General features: G+C 64.1%; 20 protein-coding genes. 11 read left to right on the forward strand and 9 right to left on the reverse strand.

Going from position 1 to position 18,402, the window contains the following annotated elements:
* Nucleotides 1–34 precede the first annotated feature (34 nt).
* From AAHM38_RS16740 to AAHM38_RS16765, 6 genes are all read right to left on the reverse strand, one after another.
* On the reverse strand, nucleotides 35–784 hold the full coding sequence (locus tag AAHM38_RS16740; protein ID WP_115341709.1) for an amino acid ABC transporter ATP-binding protein: 750 nt from the start codon (nucleotides 782–784) through the stop codon (nucleotides 35–37).
* Nucleotides 781–1,473 carry an amino acid ABC transporter permease gene (locus AAHM38_RS16745; RefSeq protein WP_004631147.1) on the reverse strand — a complete coding sequence of 231 codons (693 nt, stop codon included), beginning with the start codon at nucleotides 1,471–1,473 and terminating at the stop codon, nucleotides 781–783. Before AAHM38_RS16745 ends, AAHM38_RS16740 begins: the two co-directional genes overlap by 4 nt.
* A 2-nt stretch (nucleotides 1,474–1,475) precedes the next feature.
* Entirely contained in the window at nucleotides 1,476–2,171 is a 696-nt protein-coding gene (locus AAHM38_RS16750; RefSeq protein WP_116575384.1) for an amino acid ABC transporter permease, read from the reverse strand.
* A gap of 60 nt (nucleotides 2,172–2,231) precedes the next feature.
* Nucleotides 2,232–3,077, reverse strand: a complete 846-nt coding sequence (locus AAHM38_RS16755) for an ABC transporter substrate-binding protein (RefSeq protein ID WP_116575383.1) — start codon at nucleotides 3,075–3,077, stop codon at nucleotides 2,232–2,234.
* Between the two features lie 362 nt (nucleotides 3,078–3,439).
* Nucleotides 3,440–4,018 carry a hypothetical protein gene (locus tag AAHM38_RS16760; RefSeq protein WP_004631141.1) on the reverse strand — a complete coding sequence of 193 codons (579 nt, stop codon included), beginning with the start codon at nucleotides 4,016–4,018 and terminating at the stop codon, nucleotides 3,440–3,442.
* An 89-nt stretch (nucleotides 4,019–4,107) separates the two neighbouring features.
* A complete protein-coding gene (locus tag AAHM38_RS16765; protein ID WP_041668229.1) occupies nucleotides 4,108–4,899 on the reverse strand; it encodes an IclR family transcriptional regulator in 792 nt (263 codons plus the stop codon).
* Nucleotides 4,900–5,223: 324 nt separating this feature from the next.
* Here AAHM38_RS16765 and AAHM38_RS16770 point away from each other — a divergent pair, with 324 nt between their 5' ends.
* From AAHM38_RS16770 to AAHM38_RS16815, 10 genes are all read left to right on the forward strand, one after another.
* Nucleotides 5,224–5,913 carry a 3-oxoacid CoA-transferase subunit A gene (locus tag AAHM38_RS16770; RefSeq protein WP_009277455.1) on the forward strand — a complete coding sequence of 230 codons (690 nt, stop codon included), beginning with the start codon at nucleotides 5,224–5,226 and terminating at the stop codon, nucleotides 5,911–5,913.
* Nucleotides 5,910–6,572 carry a CoA transferase subunit B gene (locus AAHM38_RS16775; protein ID WP_004631136.1) on the forward strand — a complete coding sequence of 221 codons (663 nt, stop codon included), beginning with the start codon at nucleotides 5,910–5,912 and terminating at the stop codon, nucleotides 6,570–6,572. Before AAHM38_RS16770 ends, AAHM38_RS16775 begins: the two co-directional genes overlap by 4 nt.
* A 22-nt stretch (nucleotides 6,573–6,594) precedes the next feature.
* A complete protein-coding gene (gene pcaF, locus AAHM38_RS16780; RefSeq protein ID WP_012762460.1) occupies nucleotides 6,595–7,797 on the forward strand; it encodes a 3-oxoadipyl-CoA thiolase in 1,203 nt (400 codons plus the stop codon).
* A gap of 13 nt (nucleotides 7,798–7,810) precedes the next feature.
* A complete protein-coding gene (locus tag AAHM38_RS16785; RefSeq protein WP_012762459.1) occupies nucleotides 7,811–9,172 on the forward strand; it encodes a 3-carboxy-cis,cis-muconate cycloisomerase in 1,362 nt (453 codons plus the stop codon).
* A 22-nt stretch (nucleotides 9,173–9,194) separates the two neighbouring features.
* Nucleotides 9,195–10,007 carry a 3-oxoadipate enol-lactonase gene (gene pcaD / locus AAHM38_RS16790; RefSeq protein ID WP_012762458.1) on the forward strand — a complete coding sequence of 271 codons (813 nt, stop codon included), beginning with the start codon at nucleotides 9,195–9,197 and terminating at the stop codon, nucleotides 10,005–10,007.
* On the forward strand, nucleotides 10,000–10,398 hold the full coding sequence (gene pcaC, locus AAHM38_RS16795; RefSeq protein WP_012762457.1) for a 4-carboxymuconolactone decarboxylase: 399 nt from the start codon (nucleotides 10,000–10,002) through the stop codon (nucleotides 10,396–10,398). The genes pcaD and pcaC overlap by 8 nt, the downstream gene beginning before the upstream one ends.
* A gap of 82 nt (nucleotides 10,399–10,480) precedes the next feature.
* The gene (locus tag AAHM38_RS16800; RefSeq protein ID WP_012762456.1) at nucleotides 10,481–11,350 is read left to right on the forward strand and encodes a branched-chain amino acid ABC transporter permease; all 870 of its coding nucleotides are present in this window, start codon (nucleotides 10,481–10,483) and stop codon (nucleotides 11,348–11,350) included.
* Nucleotides 11,347–12,381: a branched-chain amino acid ABC transporter permease gene (locus AAHM38_RS16805; RefSeq protein ID WP_012762455.1), complete on the forward strand. Its 1,035-nt coding sequence runs from the start codon at nucleotides 11,347–11,349 to the stop codon at nucleotides 12,379–12,381. The genes AAHM38_RS16800 and AAHM38_RS16805 overlap by 4 nt, the downstream gene beginning before the upstream one ends.
* The gene (locus AAHM38_RS16810) at nucleotides 12,378–13,151 is read left to right on the forward strand and encodes an ABC transporter ATP-binding protein (RefSeq protein ID WP_012762454.1); all 774 of its coding nucleotides are present in this window, start codon (nucleotides 12,378–12,380) and stop codon (nucleotides 13,149–13,151) included. Before AAHM38_RS16805 ends, AAHM38_RS16810 begins: the two co-directional genes overlap by 4 nt.
* Nucleotides 13,144–13,845 (forward strand): ABC transporter ATP-binding protein, encoded by a 702-nt coding sequence (locus tag AAHM38_RS16815; protein ID WP_012762453.1) that lies wholly within the window; start codon nucleotides 13,144–13,146, stop codon nucleotides 13,843–13,845. The genes AAHM38_RS16810 and AAHM38_RS16815 overlap by 8 nt, the downstream gene beginning before the upstream one ends.
* Before the next feature lie 3 nt (nucleotides 13,846–13,848).
* On the opposite strand, the gene AAHM38_RS16820 is transcribed toward AAHM38_RS16815, so the two are convergent.
* Both AAHM38_RS16820 and AAHM38_RS16825 read right to left on the reverse strand, forming a co-directional pair.
* The gene (locus AAHM38_RS16820; RefSeq protein ID WP_004631120.1) at nucleotides 13,849–15,015 is read right to left on the reverse strand and encodes an ABC transporter substrate-binding protein; all 1,167 of its coding nucleotides are present in this window, start codon (nucleotides 15,013–15,015) and stop codon (nucleotides 13,849–13,851) included.
* 137 nt (nucleotides 15,016–15,152) lie between these two features.
* Entirely contained in the window at nucleotides 15,153–16,130 is a 978-nt protein-coding gene (locus tag AAHM38_RS16825) for a LysR family transcriptional regulator (protein WP_116575382.1), read from the reverse strand.
* Nucleotides 16,131–16,250: 120 nt separating this feature from the next.
* Here AAHM38_RS16825 and pobA point away from each other — a divergent pair, with 120 nt between their 5' ends.
* Entirely contained in the window at nucleotides 16,251–17,477 is a 1,227-nt protein-coding gene (gene pobA, locus AAHM38_RS16830; protein ID WP_012762451.1) for a 4-hydroxybenzoate 3-monooxygenase, read from the forward strand.
* Here the strand turns inward: pobA and AAHM38_RS16835 are convergent.
* On the reverse strand, nucleotides 17,455–18,402 hold a 948-nt coding region (locus tag AAHM38_RS16835), incomplete at its 5' end, for an endo alpha-1,4 polygalactosaminidase (protein ID WP_342234306.1). The two genes, pobA and AAHM38_RS16835, sit on opposite strands and share 23 nt — an antisense overlap.

An 18,402-nucleotide genomic window follows, 5' to 3' on the forward strand; every position in this document is an offset into this window, starting at 1 on the left:
AATCCCCCGTTTTTTTCGCCTGCTGCCTGAAGGTTCAGGCGGGTTCGCTCCATGGCGAGCGGATGTCGGCCAGGAAGCGCTGCGCACGCGGGTGCTGCGGGCGCTGGAAGAAATCTTCGGGCGTGGCGCGTTCCAGCACCTGTCCCTGGTCCATGAACAGGACGCGGTCGGCCACCTCGCGGGCGAAACCCATTTCGTGCGTGACGCACACCATGGTCATGCCGTCACGGGCGAGGTCCTTCATGACCAGCAGCACCTCGTTCACCATCTCCGGGTCCAGCGCGGAGGTGGGCTCGTCGAACAGCATGACCGGCGGCTTCATGGCCAGGGCGCGCGCGATGGCCACGCGCTGTTGCTGGCCGCCCGACAGCTCGCCGGGGTAGGCGCCGGCCTTGTGCGGCAGGCCCACGCGTTCAAGCAGGCTCATCGCAAAGTCCTTGGCTTCCTGCGGCAGCATGCGCTTGAGCTGCACTGGTGCGAGCGTGCAGTTCTGCAGGACGGTCAGGTGCGGGAACAGGTTGAACTGCTGGAAGACGAAGCCGATGCCGCTGCGCAGCTCGTTCACGTTGACGCCGTGCGCGCGCACGTCTTGCCCATTGACGGTGATGCGGCCTTTCTGAATGGCTTCGAGCCGGTTCAGCGTGCGGATGAGCGTTGACTTGCCCGAGCCCGACGGCCCGCACACCACCACCACTTCGCCCTTGGCAACGGTTTCGTTGATGTCGACCAGCGCGTGGTAATCGCCGTACCACTTGTCGACGTGTTCGATCGTGATCATGTTCATGGTTTGGACGGGGCACGCGCGGCAAGGCGGCGCTCCAGGTAAAACGCCACGCGCGTCAGGCTAAAGCACATGATGAAGTAGCTGATGCCGAGCAGGCCGTACACCTCGGCAGACTTGACCATCACGGCGGTGCTGATCTGCCCGGCCACGAACGACACCTCGGGCAGGCTGATGATATAACCCAGCGAGGTTTCCTTGATGGTCGACACGAGCTGATTGACCAGCGAAGGCAGCATGTTGCGCAGCGCCTGCGGCAGGATCACGCGGCGCATCGCCTGCATGTACGACAGGCCGAGCGAGCGGGCACTCTCCATCTGCCCGCGCGGTAACCCCTGGATGCCCGCACGCACGATCTCCGCCAGATACGCGCCGTCGAAAATCACCAGCGCGGTCAACATGGTGCTGAACTGGTCCGTGCGCTGGCCAGTAACGGAGGGCAGCAGGAAATACGCCCAGAAGATCACCATCAGCAGCGGCGTACCGCGGACCACGTAGACGAGCGCCGTGGCCGGCCAGCGCAGCGCGGCAATCGGGCTGACGCGGCACAGGCCAAGGATGATGCCCGCCGGCAGCGCGAGCACAAGGCCGGCGGACGCCAGCAGGAATGTCAGCGCCAGACCGCCCAGCGGCCCATTCGGGTACTGGCCGATCAGGTAATAGATACCGTAGGTTTGGATGAGATCGAGCATGGCTACAGCGTTCGGACGGGGTAGCGATGCTGATACCAGGCGGAGAACACCGTGATCGCAATCGAGATGGTCAGATAGGCCGCGGTGGCAAACGCAAACGCCTCAAAGCCGCGAAAGGTGGCGGACTCGACCTGCTGCGCCTGGTACATCAATTCGGCCACGCCGATGACCATGGCGATGCTGGAGTTCTTCCACAGGTTCAACGTTTGGCTGACCAGCGGCGGGACGGTCACGCGCAGCGATTGCGGCAGCACCACCAGCCGCATGGCCTGCAGGAACGAGAGCCCGAGCGCGCGGCTGGCTTCAAGCTGTTCCTTCGGAATCGAGCGGATGCCGCTGCGGATGTCCTCCGCCATATATGCAGCCGTGTAGAGCACGAGCGCAATGACGGCGCTCGCGGCCTCGTAGTTCATGCTGTAGAGCCAGTCCCGGATGAACTCCGGCAGGATCTGCGGCGCGCCGAAATACCAGAACAGCATGTGGGCAAGCAGCGGCACGTTGCGGATGGCTTCGACATAGGTCTGGCCGATGCCGCGCAGTGGTGCAGCCGGCGCCAGGCGCAGCAGCGCGACCGTGATGGCAAGCGGCAGCGCCAGCACGAAGGCCAGTACGGAGAGCTTGATCGACAGGAAGAAACCGCTGACGAGCCACTGGTGATACTGCCCCGAGAGCAGCATCGACAAATCAAATTGGGGCATGGGAATTCACCGCCCGGACGCAGTTTAGATACCCGGTCCGGGCGGCCCGACCTGTAGCGATTAATCGATCTTGTCGGTAGAAATCTTGAAGGTGCGCTGCGGGAAGGCCATCTTGGTGTTCGGGCCAAACCACTTGTCGAACAGCTTTTGCGCCTCGCCGCTCTTTTCCATGCCGAGCAGCACGTCATCAACCTGCTTCTTGAAGGCCGGCTCGCCCTTGCGGATGCCCAGCGCCAGGTGTTCGGTCGACAGGTTTTGCGGCAGCAGCGCGTAATCCTTGGCTGCCGGGCCCATCTTGGCCATGTTGCCGATCAGGGTGGTTTCGTCGTTCACGTACGCGACGCCCTTGCCTTGCTGCAGGGCCAGCAGTGCCTGCGGGCTGTTGTCGAACGAGACAACGTCGGCGTTCTTGATGGTCTTGGCAATGTTGGCTTCCATGGTCGAACCCTTGACCGTCAGGAGCTTCTTGCCATCAAGCTGGGCGAGCGACGTGATGCCGCTGCTCTTCTTCACCATGGCTTTCTGGCCGGTGATGAACGTCGACACCGAGAAGTCGATCTGCGCCTCGCGCTCCTTGTTGTGCGTGAGCGAGGCGGCCAGCAGGTCCACGCGGCCTTGCTGCAGTTCGGGCAGGCGCGCCGCCACGGCCAGTTGCTTGAGCACGGGCTTGACGCCCAGGCTCTTGGCGATGGCGTCGCACATGTCGACGTCATAGCCGACGATCTCGCGGCTCATCGGGTCCTTCAGGAAGCTGAACGGCTCGTCGGTGCCGAGCACGCCGCAGACAAGTTCGCCCTTCTTCTTGATGTCGGAAACTTGATCAGCGTGCGCGGTGGTGGCGGCCAGGGTTGCTGCGGCCAGCATGGCGGCCCCTGCAAATTGCGTCAGACGTCGGCTTGTTTTCATCGGATTTCCTCTTTGACGACTTGGGTGGTGGACAGTGTGCGAATCAGAACCGCCCGCGAGCATACCGGCGTATGCGTCTTTTGCATGCGCGGACTTCGGATAACCATATGACGCCAGGTGAAACGCCCAACTATAGTCCATGCCGCAGCGGCACAGATGGCAGGTGGCAAGCAGGGCGGGGTGCGGTGCACAGGCGGGATGTGGGATGTGGGGGGGGCCGGGTTGCGCGCCCGCAGCCCGGTCAGGCTGGCGCAGCAAGGCAGGAGCCCGGCGGATGTTTTGTGAAATGAGACTTTGTCTGCCATTAATGACATGGCGGCCGACTGCGCTCCATCAGGGGATTCCCGGGGCAGAACGTGGGCTTAGAGCGCGCCGCAGATCGATTCGTTGATCGGCACGTCGCCCACGGTCTCGTGGTCGTTGCCGCGATAGCGGTAGACCAGGCTCAAGCCCAGCCGCGTGAGGATGCGCACGTCGCCGTTGTTGCAGATGTTCTTCTGCAGGATCGGAACGAAATTCAGCCGAAAGCCCTGCGATGCGGCCGAGTGCGCCGCGTAGTTGGTCAGCGTGATGACGAAGACGAGGTTCTTCTTCTGCGCCAGCGAGCATTGCGCCAGCGCGGTCTCTCGGTCGAGCGGGACGGGGGTGAAGCGGTTGATTTCGGCGCAGGCCTGGGCGAGGGCGCGGTCTGCATTGCGGGCAGGCCCCGTGAGGGCCGGTACGCCGGCAGCGGCCGTGCTGCGACCCGTCGCGGCGCCCACCAGCATGCGGGCCAGTGGCGTCAGTTCCTGCATGGCTGTCGCCAGGGGCGTCGATTGGGCCCATGCAAGGCTGGACAGCAACGGCAGGGCAAGCGCCAGGACGCAAGAAGCACGCGCCCGGCGATGGCGGCCTTTCACATCCAGACCGGTGTGAATGGCGGTGTGTTGAGTCACAGACATCCTCTTTGCCCACGGAGCCACAATTTTATTGAAAAAACTGTCGGGATGCGAGGCGCGAAGCGCACTGACGCTGGCTCTTTTAACTCAGCTCAGGTCCGTACGCGCACCATGGCCGAAATGCGCTCGGCAGCCTGCTGCAGCGGACCGAGAAACTGCTTCGTCATCTGTTTGCCGGAAGTTCGGTTGGCCTGGCCGCTGATGTTCATGGCAGCGATGATGTCGCCCGCCCGATTGCGGATCGGTGCCGACAGCGAAATCAGCCCTTCCTCAAGCTCCTGGTCGACCAGCGCCCAACCCTGTTGGCGCACGCCGGCAATGACTTCTTTCAATGCGTCGACGTCTGTAATGGTGCGCTGCGTGCGTGCGCGGCGGTCCGACTCGCGCAGCACAATGTCCAGCCGATCCTCGGGCAGACCCGACAGCAGCACGCGGCCCATCGACGTGCAGAACGCCGGCAGACGGCTGCCGACCGACAGGTTCAGCGCGATGATCTTCTGCGTGGGCACACGCAGGACGTAGACGATTTCCGTCCCATCCAGTACCGAGGCAGAGCAACTTTCGTGCACCGTCTGGACGAGCTCTTCCATCACCGGCTCGGCGAGGTTCCAGAACGGCATCGAGGTGAGGTAGGCGAACCCGAGGTCGAGGATCTTGGGCGTGAGGCGGAAGAGGCGGCCTTCAAAGCTGACATAGCCGAGGCTGACCAGCGTGAGCAGGATGCGGCGGGCGCCGGCACGGGTCAGGCCCGTCGCCTCGGCCACTTCAGAAAGCGTTTGCTCCCGGCGCTCGGCATTGAACGCGCGGATGACCGACAGCCCTCGTGCAAAGGACTGGACGTAGGAATCGCTGGGTTTTTCGGTGGGCAGTTCGGCAGCAGACATGCAAAGAAGGCAAAAGCGGTGCAGTGGCCTCAAGACTACTGACATTGCCTCGATTTCGCCACTCGAACAGTTGATCGGGATGCGTACGCCTTGACACGCTCGGGACGGGAGGCGTAGATTAGTTCTTGGATCGAACGTAGGTTCGTATAGCGAACAAATGAGCGAAAGCAAACGTGGGCCGGACAGCAAAGGCCTGTGTCGATCCAATCCTCAACAGGAGACTCGCAGGCCGCTCGGTTGCGGCTCGGCCATGTCCGGCCCCCCGCGATGCTCCGACCCGCGCCAGCCATCGAGAATGTGCGGCGCCCTTGCCGGAGAATGCACGTGATCAACAAGCTTTGTCCGTCTGTGGAGGCCGCCCTGGCCGATATCCCGGACGGTGCCACCATCATGATCGGCGGGTTCGGTACCGCCGGCATGCCCTCGGAACTCATCGACGGGCTGATCGCGCATGGCGCGCGTGAGCTGACCATCATCAATAACAACGCCGGCAATGGCGAGACGGGCCTGGCCGCACTGCTCAAGGCGCGCCGCGTACGCAAGATCGTCTGCTCGTTCCCGCGCCAGGCCGATTCGTATGTGTTCGATGCGCTCTACCGTGCCGGCGAGATCGAACTGGAGCTGGTGCCGCAAGGCAACCTGGCCGAGCGCATCCGCGCCGCAGGTGCCGGCATTGGCGGTTTTTTCTGCCCGACCGCCTACGGTACGCAATTGGCCGAAGGCAAGGAAACGCGCATCATCGACGGCAAGCCCTACGTGTTCGAGCTGCCGCTGACTGCCGACTACGCTCTCATCAAGGCCCTGCGCGCTGATCGCTGGGGCAACCTCGTCTATCGCAAGACCGCGCGCAACTTCGGGCCGGTGATGGCGATGGCGGCCAAGTGCACCATCGCGCAAGTCAGCGAGACGGTGGAGCTGGGCGAGCTGGATCCAGAGCACATCGTCACGCCGGGTATTTTTGTGAAGCGCGTAGTCCAGCTCGCCGCCGCCCAACCCGCCAAGGAGGCCGCATGAGCGCCGAAACTACCGCCAAGATCCAGCGCTGGACGCGCGATCAGATCGCTACGCGTGTGGCGCGCGATATTCCCGATGGTTCGGTCGTCAACCTGGGCATCGGCCTGCCGACGCTGGTGGCGAACCAACTGCCGGCCGATCGCGAAATCATTCTGCACACCGAGAACGGCCTGCTCGGCATGGGTCCCGCGCCTGCGCCCGGGCAAGAAGACGAGGACCTCATCAACGCCGGCAAGCAGCCGGTCACCATCAAGCCTGGTGCATCGTTCTTCCATCATGCTGATTCGTTTGCCATGATGCGGGGTGGCCATCTCGACTATTGCGTGCTCGGTGCCTTCCAGGTGTCGGCCACGGGTGACCTGGCCAACTGGCACACCGGAGCACCGGATGCCATCCCCGCCGTGGGCGGCGCGATGGACCTGGCTATCGGTGCCAAGCGCGTCTTCGTCATGATGGAGCACCAGACCAAGCAGGGCGAAAGCAAGATCGTGCCGTCGTGCACGTACCCGCTGACGGGCATCGGCTGTGTCGATACCATCTACACCGATCTTGCCGTGATCGACATCACGCCCGAGGGGCTGGTGGTGCGCGAGATGGCCGACGGCCTCGATTTCGATACGCTGCAGACGATGACGGCGGCGCCGTTGCGTCGTGCCTAGAACCATTGGAGACAGAACCATCATGACCGAAGCCTTTATCTGCGACGCCATCCGGACTCCCATCGGCCGATATGGCGGCAGCCTGTCCGCCGTGCGCGCCGATGACCTGGGCGCAGTGCCGCTCAAGGCGCTGATGGCGCGCAACCCGCAGGTCGACTGGTCGGCCATCGACGACCTGATCTTCGGCTGCGCCAATCAGGCGGGCGAAGACAATCGCAACGTGGCGCGCATGTCGTCGCTGCTGGCCGGGTTGCCGGACAGCGTTCCAGGTTCGACCATCAACCGCCTGTGCGGCTCGGGCATGGACGCCACCGGCACCGCTGCGCGCGCCATCCGCTCGGGTGAGACCGCGCTGATGATCGCGGGCGGCGTCGAGAGCATGAGCCGCGCGCCGTTCGTGATGGGCAAGGCGGCCAGCGCCTTCTCGCGCGATGCTGCCATCTACGACACGACCATCGGCTGGCGCTTCATCAACCCGCTCATGAAGGCGCAGTACGGCGTCGACTCGATGCCGGAGACTGCCGAGAACGTCGCCACCGACTACAACATCAACCGCGAAGATCAAGACCGCTTCGCGCTGCGCAGCCAGGCCAACGCGGCACGTGCGCAGGAAGACGGCACGCTTGCGCAGGAGATCACCGCGGTGACGATCCCGCAGAAGAAGGGCGATGCCATCGTTGTCAGCCGTGACGAGCATCCGCGCGCAACGACCATGGAAGCGCTCGCCAAGCTCAAGGGTGTGGTACGTCCGGACGGCACGGTGACGGCCGGCAATGCGTCCGGCGTGAACGATGGCGCGTGCGCGCTGCTCCTCGCCAATGAAGCGTCCGCCAAGCGCTTTGGCCTGACCCCGCGTGCGCGCATTGTTGGCATGGCCACCGCAGGCGTGCCGCCGCGCGTGATGGGCATTGGCCCGGCACCGGCGTCGCAGAAGCTGCTCAAGCAGCTCGGCTTGAGCATCGATCAGATGGATGTGATCGAGCTGAACGAGGCATTTGCCGCGCAGGGTCTAGCGGTGACGCGTCAACTGGGCCTGCGTGATGACGACCCGCGCGTCAACCCGAACGGCGGCGCCATCGCACTCGGCCACCCGCTCGGCATGAGCGGTGCGCGCCTGGTGACGACGGCGATGTATCAGTTGCAACGCACGGGCGGACGTTATGCGCTGTGCACGATGTGCATCGGCGTGGGCCAGGGCATTGCGCTGGTGATCGAACGCGTTTGAGTGCGACACGGCGATGACCAGCGGATTGCTCGATCGCGCCTTCTCCACGCCGGCCATGCTGGCGGTGTGGTCCGATGCGGCCACCGTGCGCGCAATGCTCGATGTGGAGGCCGCGCTCGCCCAGGCCGAGGGCGCGGTTGGCGTGATTCCGGCGCAAGCCGTCGCGCCGATCCGCGCGGTGTGCGCCAACGTAACGTTGGACTTGGATGCGCTGGGCGCCGCCGCTGCCAGCGCGGGCAACCTGGCGATCCCGCTAGTCAAGCAACTGACCGCCGCCGTCGCGCAGCACGATGAAAACGCCGCACGCTACGTGCATTGGGGGGCGACCAGCCAGGACATCATCGATACCGGTCTGATGCTGCAGTGGCGGCAATCGGCGGACCTGATCGAAGCGGATCTGCTGAGACTGGCGGACGCGCTTGCTGCGCTGGCGCAACGTCATCGCAATACGCCGATGGTGGCGCGCACGTGGTTGCAGCAAGCCCTGCCGACAACGTTCGGGCGCAAGGTTGCGGGCTGGCTGGAAGCGGTGCATCGCGCGCAGGATCGCTTTACCGCGCTGAGCGCGCATGTGCCTGCGTTGCAGTTTGGCGGGGCGGCAGGCACGCTTGCCAGCCTGGGCGAACACGCACGGGCCGTCGCTCAAACGCTGGCGCACGAGCTTGATCTGCCGCTGCCGGCGCTCTCGTGGCACGGCGAGCAGGATCGAATCGCCGAGATCGGCACGACGCTCGCGTTGCTGACCGGCACACTGGGCCACTTCGCGCGTGATCTCTCGTTGATGATGCAGACAGAGGTCAGCGAGGTTTCCGAGCCTTCCGGTGCAGGCAAGGGCGGTTCGTCCACCATGCCGCACAAGCGCAACCCGGTGGGCTGTGCGACGGTGTTGGCTGCGGCCACGCGCATGCCGGCTCTGGCGAGCACGCTGCTGTCTGCGCTGCCGCAGGAACATGAACGCGCGCTCGGCGGTTGGCAGGCGCAGTGGGCGACGTTGCGCGAGATGGCCTGCCTCGCGGCGGGCGCGCTCGATCGCATGCGCGACATCGTTGAAGGTTTGCAGGTCGACGCTGCTCGCATGCGCACGAATCTGGACCTTACGCACGGCCTGATCCTTGGTGAAGCCGTGATGCTGGCGCTGGGTGCGGATCTTGGGCGTCTGCAAGCGCACCATGTGGTCGAAGCTGCCAGCCGCCAAGCGGTACAAGAGAACAAGACGCTGCATGACGTACTGGCGCAAGACGCAGCGGTCCTTCGCATCTGGGGCGCGACCGCGCCGCAACGGTTGAGCGCGCTGCTCGATCCCACCCATTACCTTGGCGATGCGGGCGCCGCTGTTGACCGCGTGCTCGCAGAACACGCCCACCGCCACCCCTGAACACGTATTCCACGGAGACACCATGCCCTGGCTTGAACACGATAACGTCCGCTTGTATCACGAATTCGATGACGGCCCCGCCACGGGTAAGCCGGTGCTGGTGCTGTCGAATTCGCTCGGCACCAACCTCGGTATGTGGGAGCCGCAGCTCGACGCGTTGCGCCAGCATTTCCGCCTGCTGCGCTATGACCAGCGCGGCCACGGGCAATCGAGCGTGCCGGACGCGCCGTTTGGCGTCGCGCAACTCGGTGGTGATGTGCTCGCGCTGCTCGACCACTACAACATTGAGCTTGCGCTGTTCTGCGGTCTGTCGATGGGCGGGTTGACCGGCCTGTGGCTGGCCGCACATCACGGCGAGCGTTTCCCGCGCATGGTCGTGACGAATACCGCCGCGCTCATCGGCACGCAGCAAAGCTGGAATACGCGCATCGCACAGGTCGAGCAGGGCGGCATGGCGAGCATTACTGAAACGGTGCTCGAGCGCTGGTTCACGCAGGGCTACCGGGATGCCAACGCTAGCCGCGTCGACATCGTCAAGGCAATGTTGCTGTCCACGCCGGATGCCGGCTACAACGGCAACTGCGCAGCCATTCGCGATGCAGATTTGCGCGCGCAATTGCCGAACATCCGCGTGCCGATGCTGGTGATTGGCGGCACGCACGATATTTCCACGCCGGCTGCACAGACCAAGCTCATTGCCGACGGCGTGCCCGGCGCCCAGTACATCGAGCTTTCAGCCGGCCACCTCGCCAACTGGGAGCAAGCCGACGGCTACACCGAAGCGCTGGTCAGCTTCTTGACGACCGGCGTTGCGCGCGAGGTTGCCCATGGATGATCGCGAACGCTACGCCGCGGGCATGGAAGTGCGCCGCGCCGTGCTGGGCGATGCCCACGTCGACCGGGCCAACGCCGCGCAGACCGAGCTGACGGCTCCGTTTCAGGACCTCATCACGCGCTACGCCTGGGGTGAAATCTGGACACGCCCCGGCTTGCCGCGCCACACGCGCAGCCTGCTGACGATCGCCATGATGGTCGCCCTCGGCCGCGACGGCGAGTTGCGCCTGCACCTGCGCGCTGCCGCCAACAACGGCGTTACGCGCGACGAGATTCAGGAAACGCTGCTGCAGACCGCAATCTACTGCGGTGTGCCGGCGGCCAACCATGCGTTCCATCTGGCACAGACGGTGTTTGCCGAGATGGATGCGGAGAGCGCTGCGAAAAAGTAATACCGCCGTCTCCGGGGAGACGCCACGCAACACACCGGGCAAACCGGCCGCCGAGCTGGAAAAAAGCCCAAGGAGGAGACCCATGCTCAGCGCATTGGGTGTGTTGTTCGACGGGCTGGCCTACGGCAGCCTGCTGTTCCTGATCAGTATCGGGCTGTCGGTCACGATGGGCCTGATGAACTTCATCAACCTTGCGCACGGGGCGTTCGCCATGGCGGGCGGCTATGTGTGCGTGGTGCTGATGAACCGCCTCGGCGTGCCGTTTCTGGCGACGCTGCCCATCGCTTTCGTGGTCACCGCAATCATCGGCTTTGTGCTCGAATGCACGCTGTACCGGCGGCTCTATCGCGCGAGCCCGCTCGATCAGGTGCTGTTCTCCATTGCGCTCGTTTTCGTGGCGATGGCGGGTGCGACCTACGTGTGGGGGCCGTCGCAGCAACCCGTTGAGCTGCCGGAGATGCTGCGTGGGCAGTGGCGAGTGTTTGACAGTGGATTGGAAGTCGGGCGCTATCGCCTGTTCCTGATCGGGGTGGTGATTGCGCTGACGGCGCTGCTGGCATGGCTGATTGAGCGCACACGCTTTGGAGCGCAGGTGCGCGCGTCGGTGGATAACCAGCAGGCATCCGCAGGGCTGGGCATCAACGTAAGCCTGGTGTTCTCCGTAACGTTCGCGCTGGGTTCGGGGCTGGCAGGGCTGGGCGGGGGATTGGGCATCGATGTGCTCGGGCTCGATCCAGCCTTCCCGATCAAATACATGGTGTATTTCCTGCTGGTGGTGGCCGTCGGCGGTGCGGGTTCCATCAAGGGCACATTGCTGGCCGCGCTCGTGCTAGGCGTGTTCGACGTGGCGGGCAAGTACTACGTGCCGGACGTGGGCGCGTTCGTCATCTACGGGTTGATGGTCGTGCTGCTCGTGCTCTTCCCGGGCGGTTTGCTGGGGAGGCGCGCATGAGTGGGCTGCAGCAATTGAGGCGGTCTGCACGGCCTGTTGAGGGCTCTGCGGCGCATGGGTTGCCGCAAGCGCGTTGGTCGCCGTTTGAGATCGCGTTCTGGTGCGTGCCGATCGCGGTGTTCTTTCTTCTTCCGGATTACCTCGTCTTCGGCAGCCAGGTGTTGATCGTCGGGCTGTTTGCGTTGTCGCTCGACCTGGTGCTCGGCTATGCGGGCATCGTGTCGCTCGGACATGCAGGCTTCTTCGGGCTTGGCGCCTATACCGCCGGACTGCTCGCGGCACATGGCTGGGGTGAACCGCTCACCGGTCTGGCCGCGGGCGCTGTCGTCGCTGCGCTGGCCGGCTTCTGTGTGAGCTTTCTCGTCGTGCGCGGGCAGGATCTGACACGACTCATGGTCACGCTCGGCATCGGCCTGATGCTGTATGAAGCGGCCAACAAGATGGCGTTTCTCACGGGCGGTGTTGACGGCCTTTCCGGTGTGACGATGCACAAGCTGCTCGGCACATTTGAGTTCGATCTGGAGGGGCGCACGGCTTACTTGTATAGCTTGGTCGTGCTGTTTCTGGTGTTTGGAGGGTTGCGTCGCCTGGTGCGCTCGCCGTTCGGGTTGTCGCTGCGCGGCATTCAGCAGGGGCCGAAGCGCATGCCAGCCATCGGCGCGAATGTTCGCATGCGGCTGGTGGCCGCGTTCACCGTCAGCGCAGCGATTGCCGGTGTCGCAGGCGGGCTGCTCGCGCAGACCACGCAATTTGTCGGTCTGGATTCGCTGGGCTTCTCGCGCTCGGCAGAGTTGCTGATCATGCTCGTGCTGGGCGGTGCAGGCCGGTTGTACGGCGCGTTGATTGGCGCAGCGGTGTTCATGATTGCGCAGGACGTGTTGGCCGGCATCAATCCCGTCTACTGGCAGTTCTGGATCGGCCTGCTGCTGATGGTGATCGTGTTGTTTGCGCGGGGCGGCATTCTCGGTGGGCTGGAAACTGCGGTGTCTGCGGTCAGCGCGCGGCGCGCTCGCAAGGGAGGTGCTTCATGACTGCCCCCACGATCCATCCTCCGCCCACATTGAGCACGCGTGGCCTGTCCAGGCGCTGGGGCGGCTTTCACGCCAATTCCGATATCTCGCTGTCTTTTGCGCCCGGCGCGCGCCACGCGCTGATCGGGCCGAACGGCGCGGGCAAGACAACCTTCATCAATCTGCTCACCGGCACGCTCGCACCCACTGCGGGCCAAGTGCTGCTGGATGATGAAGACATCACCCGCCTGCCCGCACACCAGCGCGTCAAGCGCGGCATCACGCGCACTTTCCAGATCAACACGTTGTTTCCGGGATTGACGGTGCTGGAATCGGTGATGCTCGCCATCTTCGAGCGCACGGGCGCGTCGTGGCATTGGCATCGCACCGTTGCATCGCATAAGGACGCCCGCGACGAAGCGATGGCATTGCTGTGCCGCTTGCAACTCGGTGCCGACGCGCTGGCGCCCACGCATGCGTTGCCTTACGGCAAACAGCGCCTGGTGGAGATCGCCCTGGCGCTCGCGACGCACCCACGCATCCTGCTTCTCGACGAGCCTGCCGCCGGTATCCCAAGCGGACAAAGCACCGAACTGTTCGAGGTCATCGCCAGCCTGCCGCGCGACATCACGATCCTCTTCATCGAGCACGACATGAACCTTGTCTTCCGCTTTGCCGAGCGGATCACCGTGCTGCTGGCCGGCCGCGTGCTGACTGAAGGCACGCCGCAGGAGATCGCGGCCGACCCGCGTGTGCGCGAGGTCTACCTCGGGGAGGTTGAGCATGCGTGAACTGTTGTCGCTCGAAAATGTGACCGCCGGCTACGGCAATGCTGTCGTGCTGGACGATGTGTCGTTCGCCCTCGAAGCAGGCGGCAGCCTTGCGCTGCTGGGCCGCAATGGTGTCGGCAAGACCACGCTGCTCGCCACGCTGATGGGCTTCACGCGCCTGCACTGCGGGCGTATCCGCTGGCTGGGCGTGGATATCGCCAAGGTGCCGCCACACCGGCGTGCCCGCGCAGGGCTCGGCTGGGTGCCGCAGGAGCGGTGGATGTTTCCGTCGCTGACGGTGGAAGAGCATCTGTCAGCCGTGGCGCGACCCGGGGCCTGGGATGTGGCGCGCGTCTACAAGACGTTTCCGCGCCTTCAAGAGCGGCGCCGCAATCTCGGCAATCAGCTCTCAGGCGGCGAGCAGCAGATGGTCGCCATCGCTCGCGCGCTGATGACGAATCCCGCACTGCTGCTGTTGGATGAACCGATGGAAGGCCTCGCACCGATCATCGTGCAGGAGCTTGGCCGCGCTATCCGCGCGCTCGTTGAGGAGGGGGGTATGGCGGTGATCCTGGTGGAGCAGCATGCGCGTCTGGCGCTGCAGCTCACGCAGCGTGCGCTGGTGCTCGATCGAGGCCGCGTCGTGCACGCATCAGCCAGCGCCGATCTGCTGGCCGATGCGCCGTTACTGCAACGGCTCGTGGCTGTTGCGTAGTGCTTACTTGCCGGGATCCTTCACGTCGGCAAACTTGTCGAACTCGACGTTGTACAGCTCGTTGCCGACCTTTTCCACCTTGCGGATGTAGACCGTTTGCACCACATCACGCGTGGCCGGGTCGATGGTGATCGGCCCGCGCGGGCTGTCGATCTTCATGCCCTTGAAGGCGGCCATGGCCTTCTCCCCGTCGATCTTGCCGCCGAGCTTGTTGATCACGTTGTAGATCGCGCCGATGCCGTCATACGCGGCCACTGCCATGAAGTTCGGGCGGCCCGCGCCCGGATTGGCCTCCGCAAAGGCTTTCAGGAAGGTCTTGTTCTGCGGCGAGTCGTGCGCGGCGGAGTAATGGAACGACGTGATGACACCCAGCGTCGCGTCGCCCATGGCCGGGAGCACGTGGTCGTCGGTCAGGTCGCCCGTTGCGATGACCTTGATGCCGGCCTGCGCCAATCCGCGCTCGCGGAAACCCTTCATGAATGCCACGCCTTGCTCGCCGGCCGGCAGGAAGACGAACACGGCTTGCGGCTTGGCATCTTTCACGCGTTGGATGAACGGCGCGAATTCAGGATTGCGCAGTGGCACGCGCACGGCTTCCACGACCTGGCCCCCGCCGGCGGTGAACGTTTGTTTAAATGCGTTCTCCGCATCGATGCCGGGTGCGTAATCGGCAACCACAGTGGCCACCTGCTTGATGCCGTTCTTCAGGGCCCACGAGGCGATCGGTGTGGAGATCTGCGGCAGCGTCATCGACACACGCGTCACATAGTCCGACTTGGTGGTGATCGACGACGATGCGGCATTGAAGATCACCATCGGTTTTTTGGCTTGCTGCGCGATGGGCGCCACCGCCAGTGCTTCCGGCGTGAGGCCAAAGCCCGCAAGGAAATCCACCTTGTCGCGTACCACCAGCTCCTGCGCAAGGCGCTTGGCGACGTCCGGCACGGGGCCAGTCGTGTCCTTCACGATGATCTGCACCTGCCGCCCACCGGCGGTCGTGCCGTGCAGCCTCTGATACGCCTTGATGCCGTCTTCCATCTGCTTGCCATAGTCGGCAAAGGGGCCGGAGAAGGGGGCGATCAGGCCAATCTTGATCGGCTCGTCCGCAAAGGCGGGCAGGCCGGTCATCAGCGTACCGGCAACGACAGTCAGCAGCACACGACGTCTCATGAAGGTCTCCAAAGGTTGATCGGCAAGCGTGAGCCGAAAAAACACAGTGGCGTCGCCTGCGCGTGCCGACGATCCTAAAGGCTCTGTGTTCGCATTGCAATCGAGTGTTCGGATTGTGAACACTTAAGCCGGGTCGGTTACTTCGTGTTCTTGCGTTTGGCGGGTCGATGGCCGGGTTCGCGCCATTCATCCGCCTCATCGTTGAACAGCGACGACACGAGGGTCCGGAGCCACTGACTGCGCGCGTCATTGTGAAACTTGCGATGCCAGTGCTGCTTGAGATCGAAGCTCGGCAGCTCCAGCGGCGGCTCCATCACGCAGATGTTGGCGTGCGATTGCATGAACGACAGGCCTACCGCGTGCGGCACCGTCGCAATCAAATCCGTGCGCGCGAGGATGAACGGAATGCTCATGAAATGCGGCGTGAGCAGAGCAGGTGTCCGTCGGATGCGTTTGCGTTCCAGAAAGCGTTCATACAGTTCCTGGCTGCGCCCCTCAGCGCGCACCACGGCGTGGCCATATTCCAGAAACTGCGCCATCGATAGCTTCGTGTTGCCGCCGCACGTGACGGGATGGTCGGCCCGCACGATGCACGTGAAGTAATGCGTAAACAACCGCTGCTGGAAAAAGTTGTTCTTCTTCAGGTCGGGGAAGTAACCGACCGCCAGGTCAAGCGAACCGGTTTCCAGCGCGCGTTCGAGCTGGGCCGGCGGCAGCGACACGGATTGCACCGACGCCCGCGGCGCGTGCCGTGCCATCGCTTCGACAATGCGCGGCAGAAAGACCATCTCGCCTACGTCGGACAACGAGATCGAGAACGTGTGCGTGGTGGTGGCCGGATCGAACGCGTCGGTCTCAAGAATGCCTTCCTGCACACGGGCCAGCACGTCGCGCGCCGCTGGAATGAGCGCCAGCGCCCGTGGCGTCGGCTCCATGCCGCGCGAGGTGCGCACGAACAGCGGGTCGTCGAATGCCGCGCGCAGCTTGCCCAGCGCCGTGCTCACGCCCGGCTGGCTCATGCCGAGTTGTTGCGCGGCCATGCTCACGCTGCGCGCGTCGTGCAGCGCGAGCAGAATCGGCAACAAGTTCAGATCGAAGTTGGGCACGGTGGACATGGCAATCAAACTATCTGAATTAGCGATAAAGTTTATCGCCAATATTGCATTGTGCGATATCAAGATGCGCGTAAACAATGGTTGCCACAACGATTCCAAATCCATCCGGAGACAACCATCATGCGCACCCAGGTCGCCATCATTGGCGCAGGTCCGGCAGGCCTTTTGCTCGGACAGCTTCTGCACCGCAACGGCATCGACGCCGTCATCCTCGAAACCAAGAGCCGCGCGTACGTGGAAGAGCGCATCCGCGCCGGCGTGTTGGAGCAAGGCACGGTCGACGTGCTCAACGAAGCGGGCGTGGGCGAGCGCATGAGGCGCGAGGGGCTTGTGCACCACGGTATCGACCTGCTGTTTGGTGGCAAGCGCCATCGCATCGACCTGACGGCGATGTCGGGCGGCCGCTCGATCACGGTCTATGGGCAGCACGAGGTGGTGAAGGATCTGATTGCCGCACGTGTGGAGCAAGGCGCGCCGCTGTTGTTCGATGTGAGCGAGGTGTCGGTGCACGATATTGAGTCGGCCACGCCTTCGGTGCAGTTCGTCCACGACGGCGTGCCGCAGACATTGCAATGCGATTACATCGCCGGATGCGATGGCTTTCACGGCATCTGCAGGCAGGCGATTCCCGCGCAGCGGCAAGCGGTGTTCGAACGTGTCTATCCGTTTGCGTGGCTTGGCATCCTGGCGGAAGCCGAACCGGCGGCGGAAGAGCTGATCTACGCAAATCATGATCGCGGCTTTGCGCTGTTCAGCATGCGCTCTCCCAAGATCACGCGGCTTTACCTGCAATGCAAGCCGGACGAGAACCTCGCTGAATGGTCGGATGCGCGCATCTGGGACGAACTGCACACGCGCCTGGAAACCAACGACGGCTGGCGGCTGAAGGAAGGCCCGATCCTGCAGAAGAGCGTCACGCCGATGCGCAGCTTTGTCTGCGAGACGATGCAGTACGGGCGCCTGTTCCTGGCGGGCGACGCTGCGCACATCGTGCCGCCTACCGGCGCGAAAGGCATGAACCTCGCCGTTGCCGACGTGCGCGTCCTAGCCCAGGCGCTCACGGCACGCTACAAGCAGAACGACACCACCCAGCTTGCAGGCTACGCCGAGCGCTGCCTGCAACGCGTCTGGCGCGCGGAGCATTTCTCGTGGTGGATGACGTCGATGCTGCATCGCTTTGACGACCACACGCCGTTCATGCAGAAGCTGCAGCGCGCCGAGCTGGACTACGTAACCAGTTCGGCGGCCGGCGCTCGCGTGCTGGCCGAAAACTACGTCGGCTTGCCGTTTGTCGACGCCCCCGCCGGCGCGTCGTTGAGCATCGTCAGTAATTCCAGGGCGGCGTAGTGGTCGGCTTGGACAGCGCGATGCGGGAGACCAGCGGGTGAAAGCCTTGCCGGCGCGACGCCGTGTAGACCTTCTGCGCGTTGGCGGTCTGCAACGCATAGTCGATCGTAAAGACAGGCACGTTGCCGGCGCAGTATTTCTGCAACTGGTCGATGGTCCATTGCGTGTCATCGGCACTCGCTGCCCTGTCGCCGCCGGAGGCGCTGCCCCACGCGGCGCCCGAGCTGCCGCCAAACCATGTGTCTTCCTGCGAGATGCCATCGATCGTTGCCAGCAGCGTTGATCCACCACCGTCGTCAAACAACGAGGATGCGTTCTGCTGGATCACTGCAAACTGCGGGTTGATGGCGCGACCCGCCGCTCGGATCTTGGCGATGAAATCGACCATGGCCTGGGCCGGATCGATGCCTGCTACCTGGGCTGCGGCCGCCACAGAAGGCTCGGCGTACGCCTCGACCCAATCCAGATAGACGCCATCGAACCCCTCGCGCGCCAGTTGTGCGACGGCGCCGTTCGGCCCAAGCCAGAGCGCTTGCCAGCGGGGGTCCCAGAACGCGACGGGGTAGTCGCCGGCCCAGCCATCGGGGTCGGCCTTGATGATGAAGTCTGGTGTGCCTGGTCCGTTCGCTGTGGGCGCCTTCCAGCTTGATGTCCAATAGGTGCGGAAGTCTTCGGCTTCGCCAATGTCGATGTAGGCGAGCACCTTGCGCGTCGAGCCGTCAGGCTTGGTGCGCAGGCGCGCCACCATGTCGACGGTGTTGAAGTCCTCCAAACCTTTGACGGTGTTGTTGGCTTCGATCACCATCATGTCGTATGGCTGCGCGTCGAGTGCATCGATCTGCGCGCTGGTGGTCATGCCCTGCAGTTGATACATCCACGTCTGCACGCCTGCCAGTGGCGAGGTGCCGTTGGCTCCGCAAGCCGG

This window comes from Ralstonia sp. OTU4908, from assembly GCF_038440115.1.
Lineage (GTDB): Bacteria > Pseudomonadota > Gammaproteobacteria > Burkholderiales > Burkholderiaceae > Ralstonia > Ralstonia pickettii.

Bases quoted from the DNA above. Each gene is read 5' to 3' on its own strand.
- AAHM38_RS16805 (WP_012762455.1), top strand. From the start codon at position 11,347: ATGAGTGGGCTGCAGCAATTGAGGCGGTCTGCACGGCCTGTTGAGGGC.
- AAHM38_RS16745 (WP_004631147.1), bottom strand. From the start codon at position 1,473: ATGCTCGATCTCATCCAAACCTACGGTATCTATTACCTGATCGGCCAG.
- AAHM38_RS16765 (WP_041668229.1), bottom strand. From the start codon at position 4,899: ATGTCTGCTGCCGAACTGCCCACCGAAAAACCCAGCGATTCCTACGTC.
- AAHM38_RS16740 (WP_115341709.1), bottom strand. From the start codon at position 784: ATGAACATGATCACGATCGAACACGTCGACAAGTGGTACGGCGATTAC.
- AAHM38_RS16750 (WP_116575384.1), bottom strand. From the start codon at position 2,171: ATGCCCCAATTTGATTTGTCGATGCTGCTCTCGGGGCAGTATCACCAG.
- AAHM38_RS16815 (WP_012762453.1), top strand. From the start codon at position 13,144: ATGCGTGAACTGTTGTCGCTCGAAAATGTGACCGCCGGCTACGGCAAT.
- AAHM38_RS16820 (WP_004631120.1), bottom strand. From the start codon at position 15,015: ATGAGACGTCGTGTGCTGCTGACTGTCGTTGCCGGTACGCTGATGACC.
- pcaC (WP_012762457.1), top strand. From the start codon at position 10,000: ATGGATGATCGCGAACGCTACGCCGCGGGCATGGAAGTGCGCCGCGCC.
- AAHM38_RS16825 (WP_116575382.1), bottom strand. From the start codon at position 16,130: ATGTCCACCGTGCCCAACTTCGATCTGAACTTGTTGCCGATTCTGCTC.
- pcaD (WP_012762458.1), top strand. From the start codon at position 9,195: ATGCCCTGGCTTGAACACGATAACGTCCGCTTGTATCACGAATTCGAT.
- AAHM38_RS16775 (WP_004631136.1), top strand. From the start codon at position 5,910: ATGAGCGCCGAAACTACCGCCAAGATCCAGCGCTGGACGCGCGATCAG.
- pcaF (WP_012762460.1), top strand. From the start codon at position 6,595: ATGACCGAAGCCTTTATCTGCGACGCCATCCGGACTCCCATCGGCCGA.
- pobA (WP_012762451.1), top strand. From the start codon at position 16,251: ATGCGCACCCAGGTCGCCATCATTGGCGCAGGTCCGGCAGGCCTTTTG.
- AAHM38_RS16810 (WP_012762454.1), top strand. From the start codon at position 12,378: ATGACTGCCCCCACGATCCATCCTCCGCCCACATTGAGCACGCGTGGC.
- AAHM38_RS16785 (WP_012762459.1), top strand. From the start codon at position 7,811: ATGACCAGCGGATTGCTCGATCGCGCCTTCTCCACGCCGGCCATGCTG.
- AAHM38_RS16760 (WP_004631141.1), bottom strand. From the start codon at position 4,018: ATGTCTGTGACTCAACACACCGCCATTCACACCGGTCTGGATGTGAAA.
- AAHM38_RS16755 (WP_116575383.1), bottom strand. From the start codon at position 3,077: ATGAAAACAAGCCGACGTCTGACGCAATTTGCAGGGGCCGCCATGCTG.
- AAHM38_RS16800 (WP_012762456.1), top strand. From the start codon at position 10,481: ATGCTCAGCGCATTGGGTGTGTTGTTCGACGGGCTGGCCTACGGCAGC.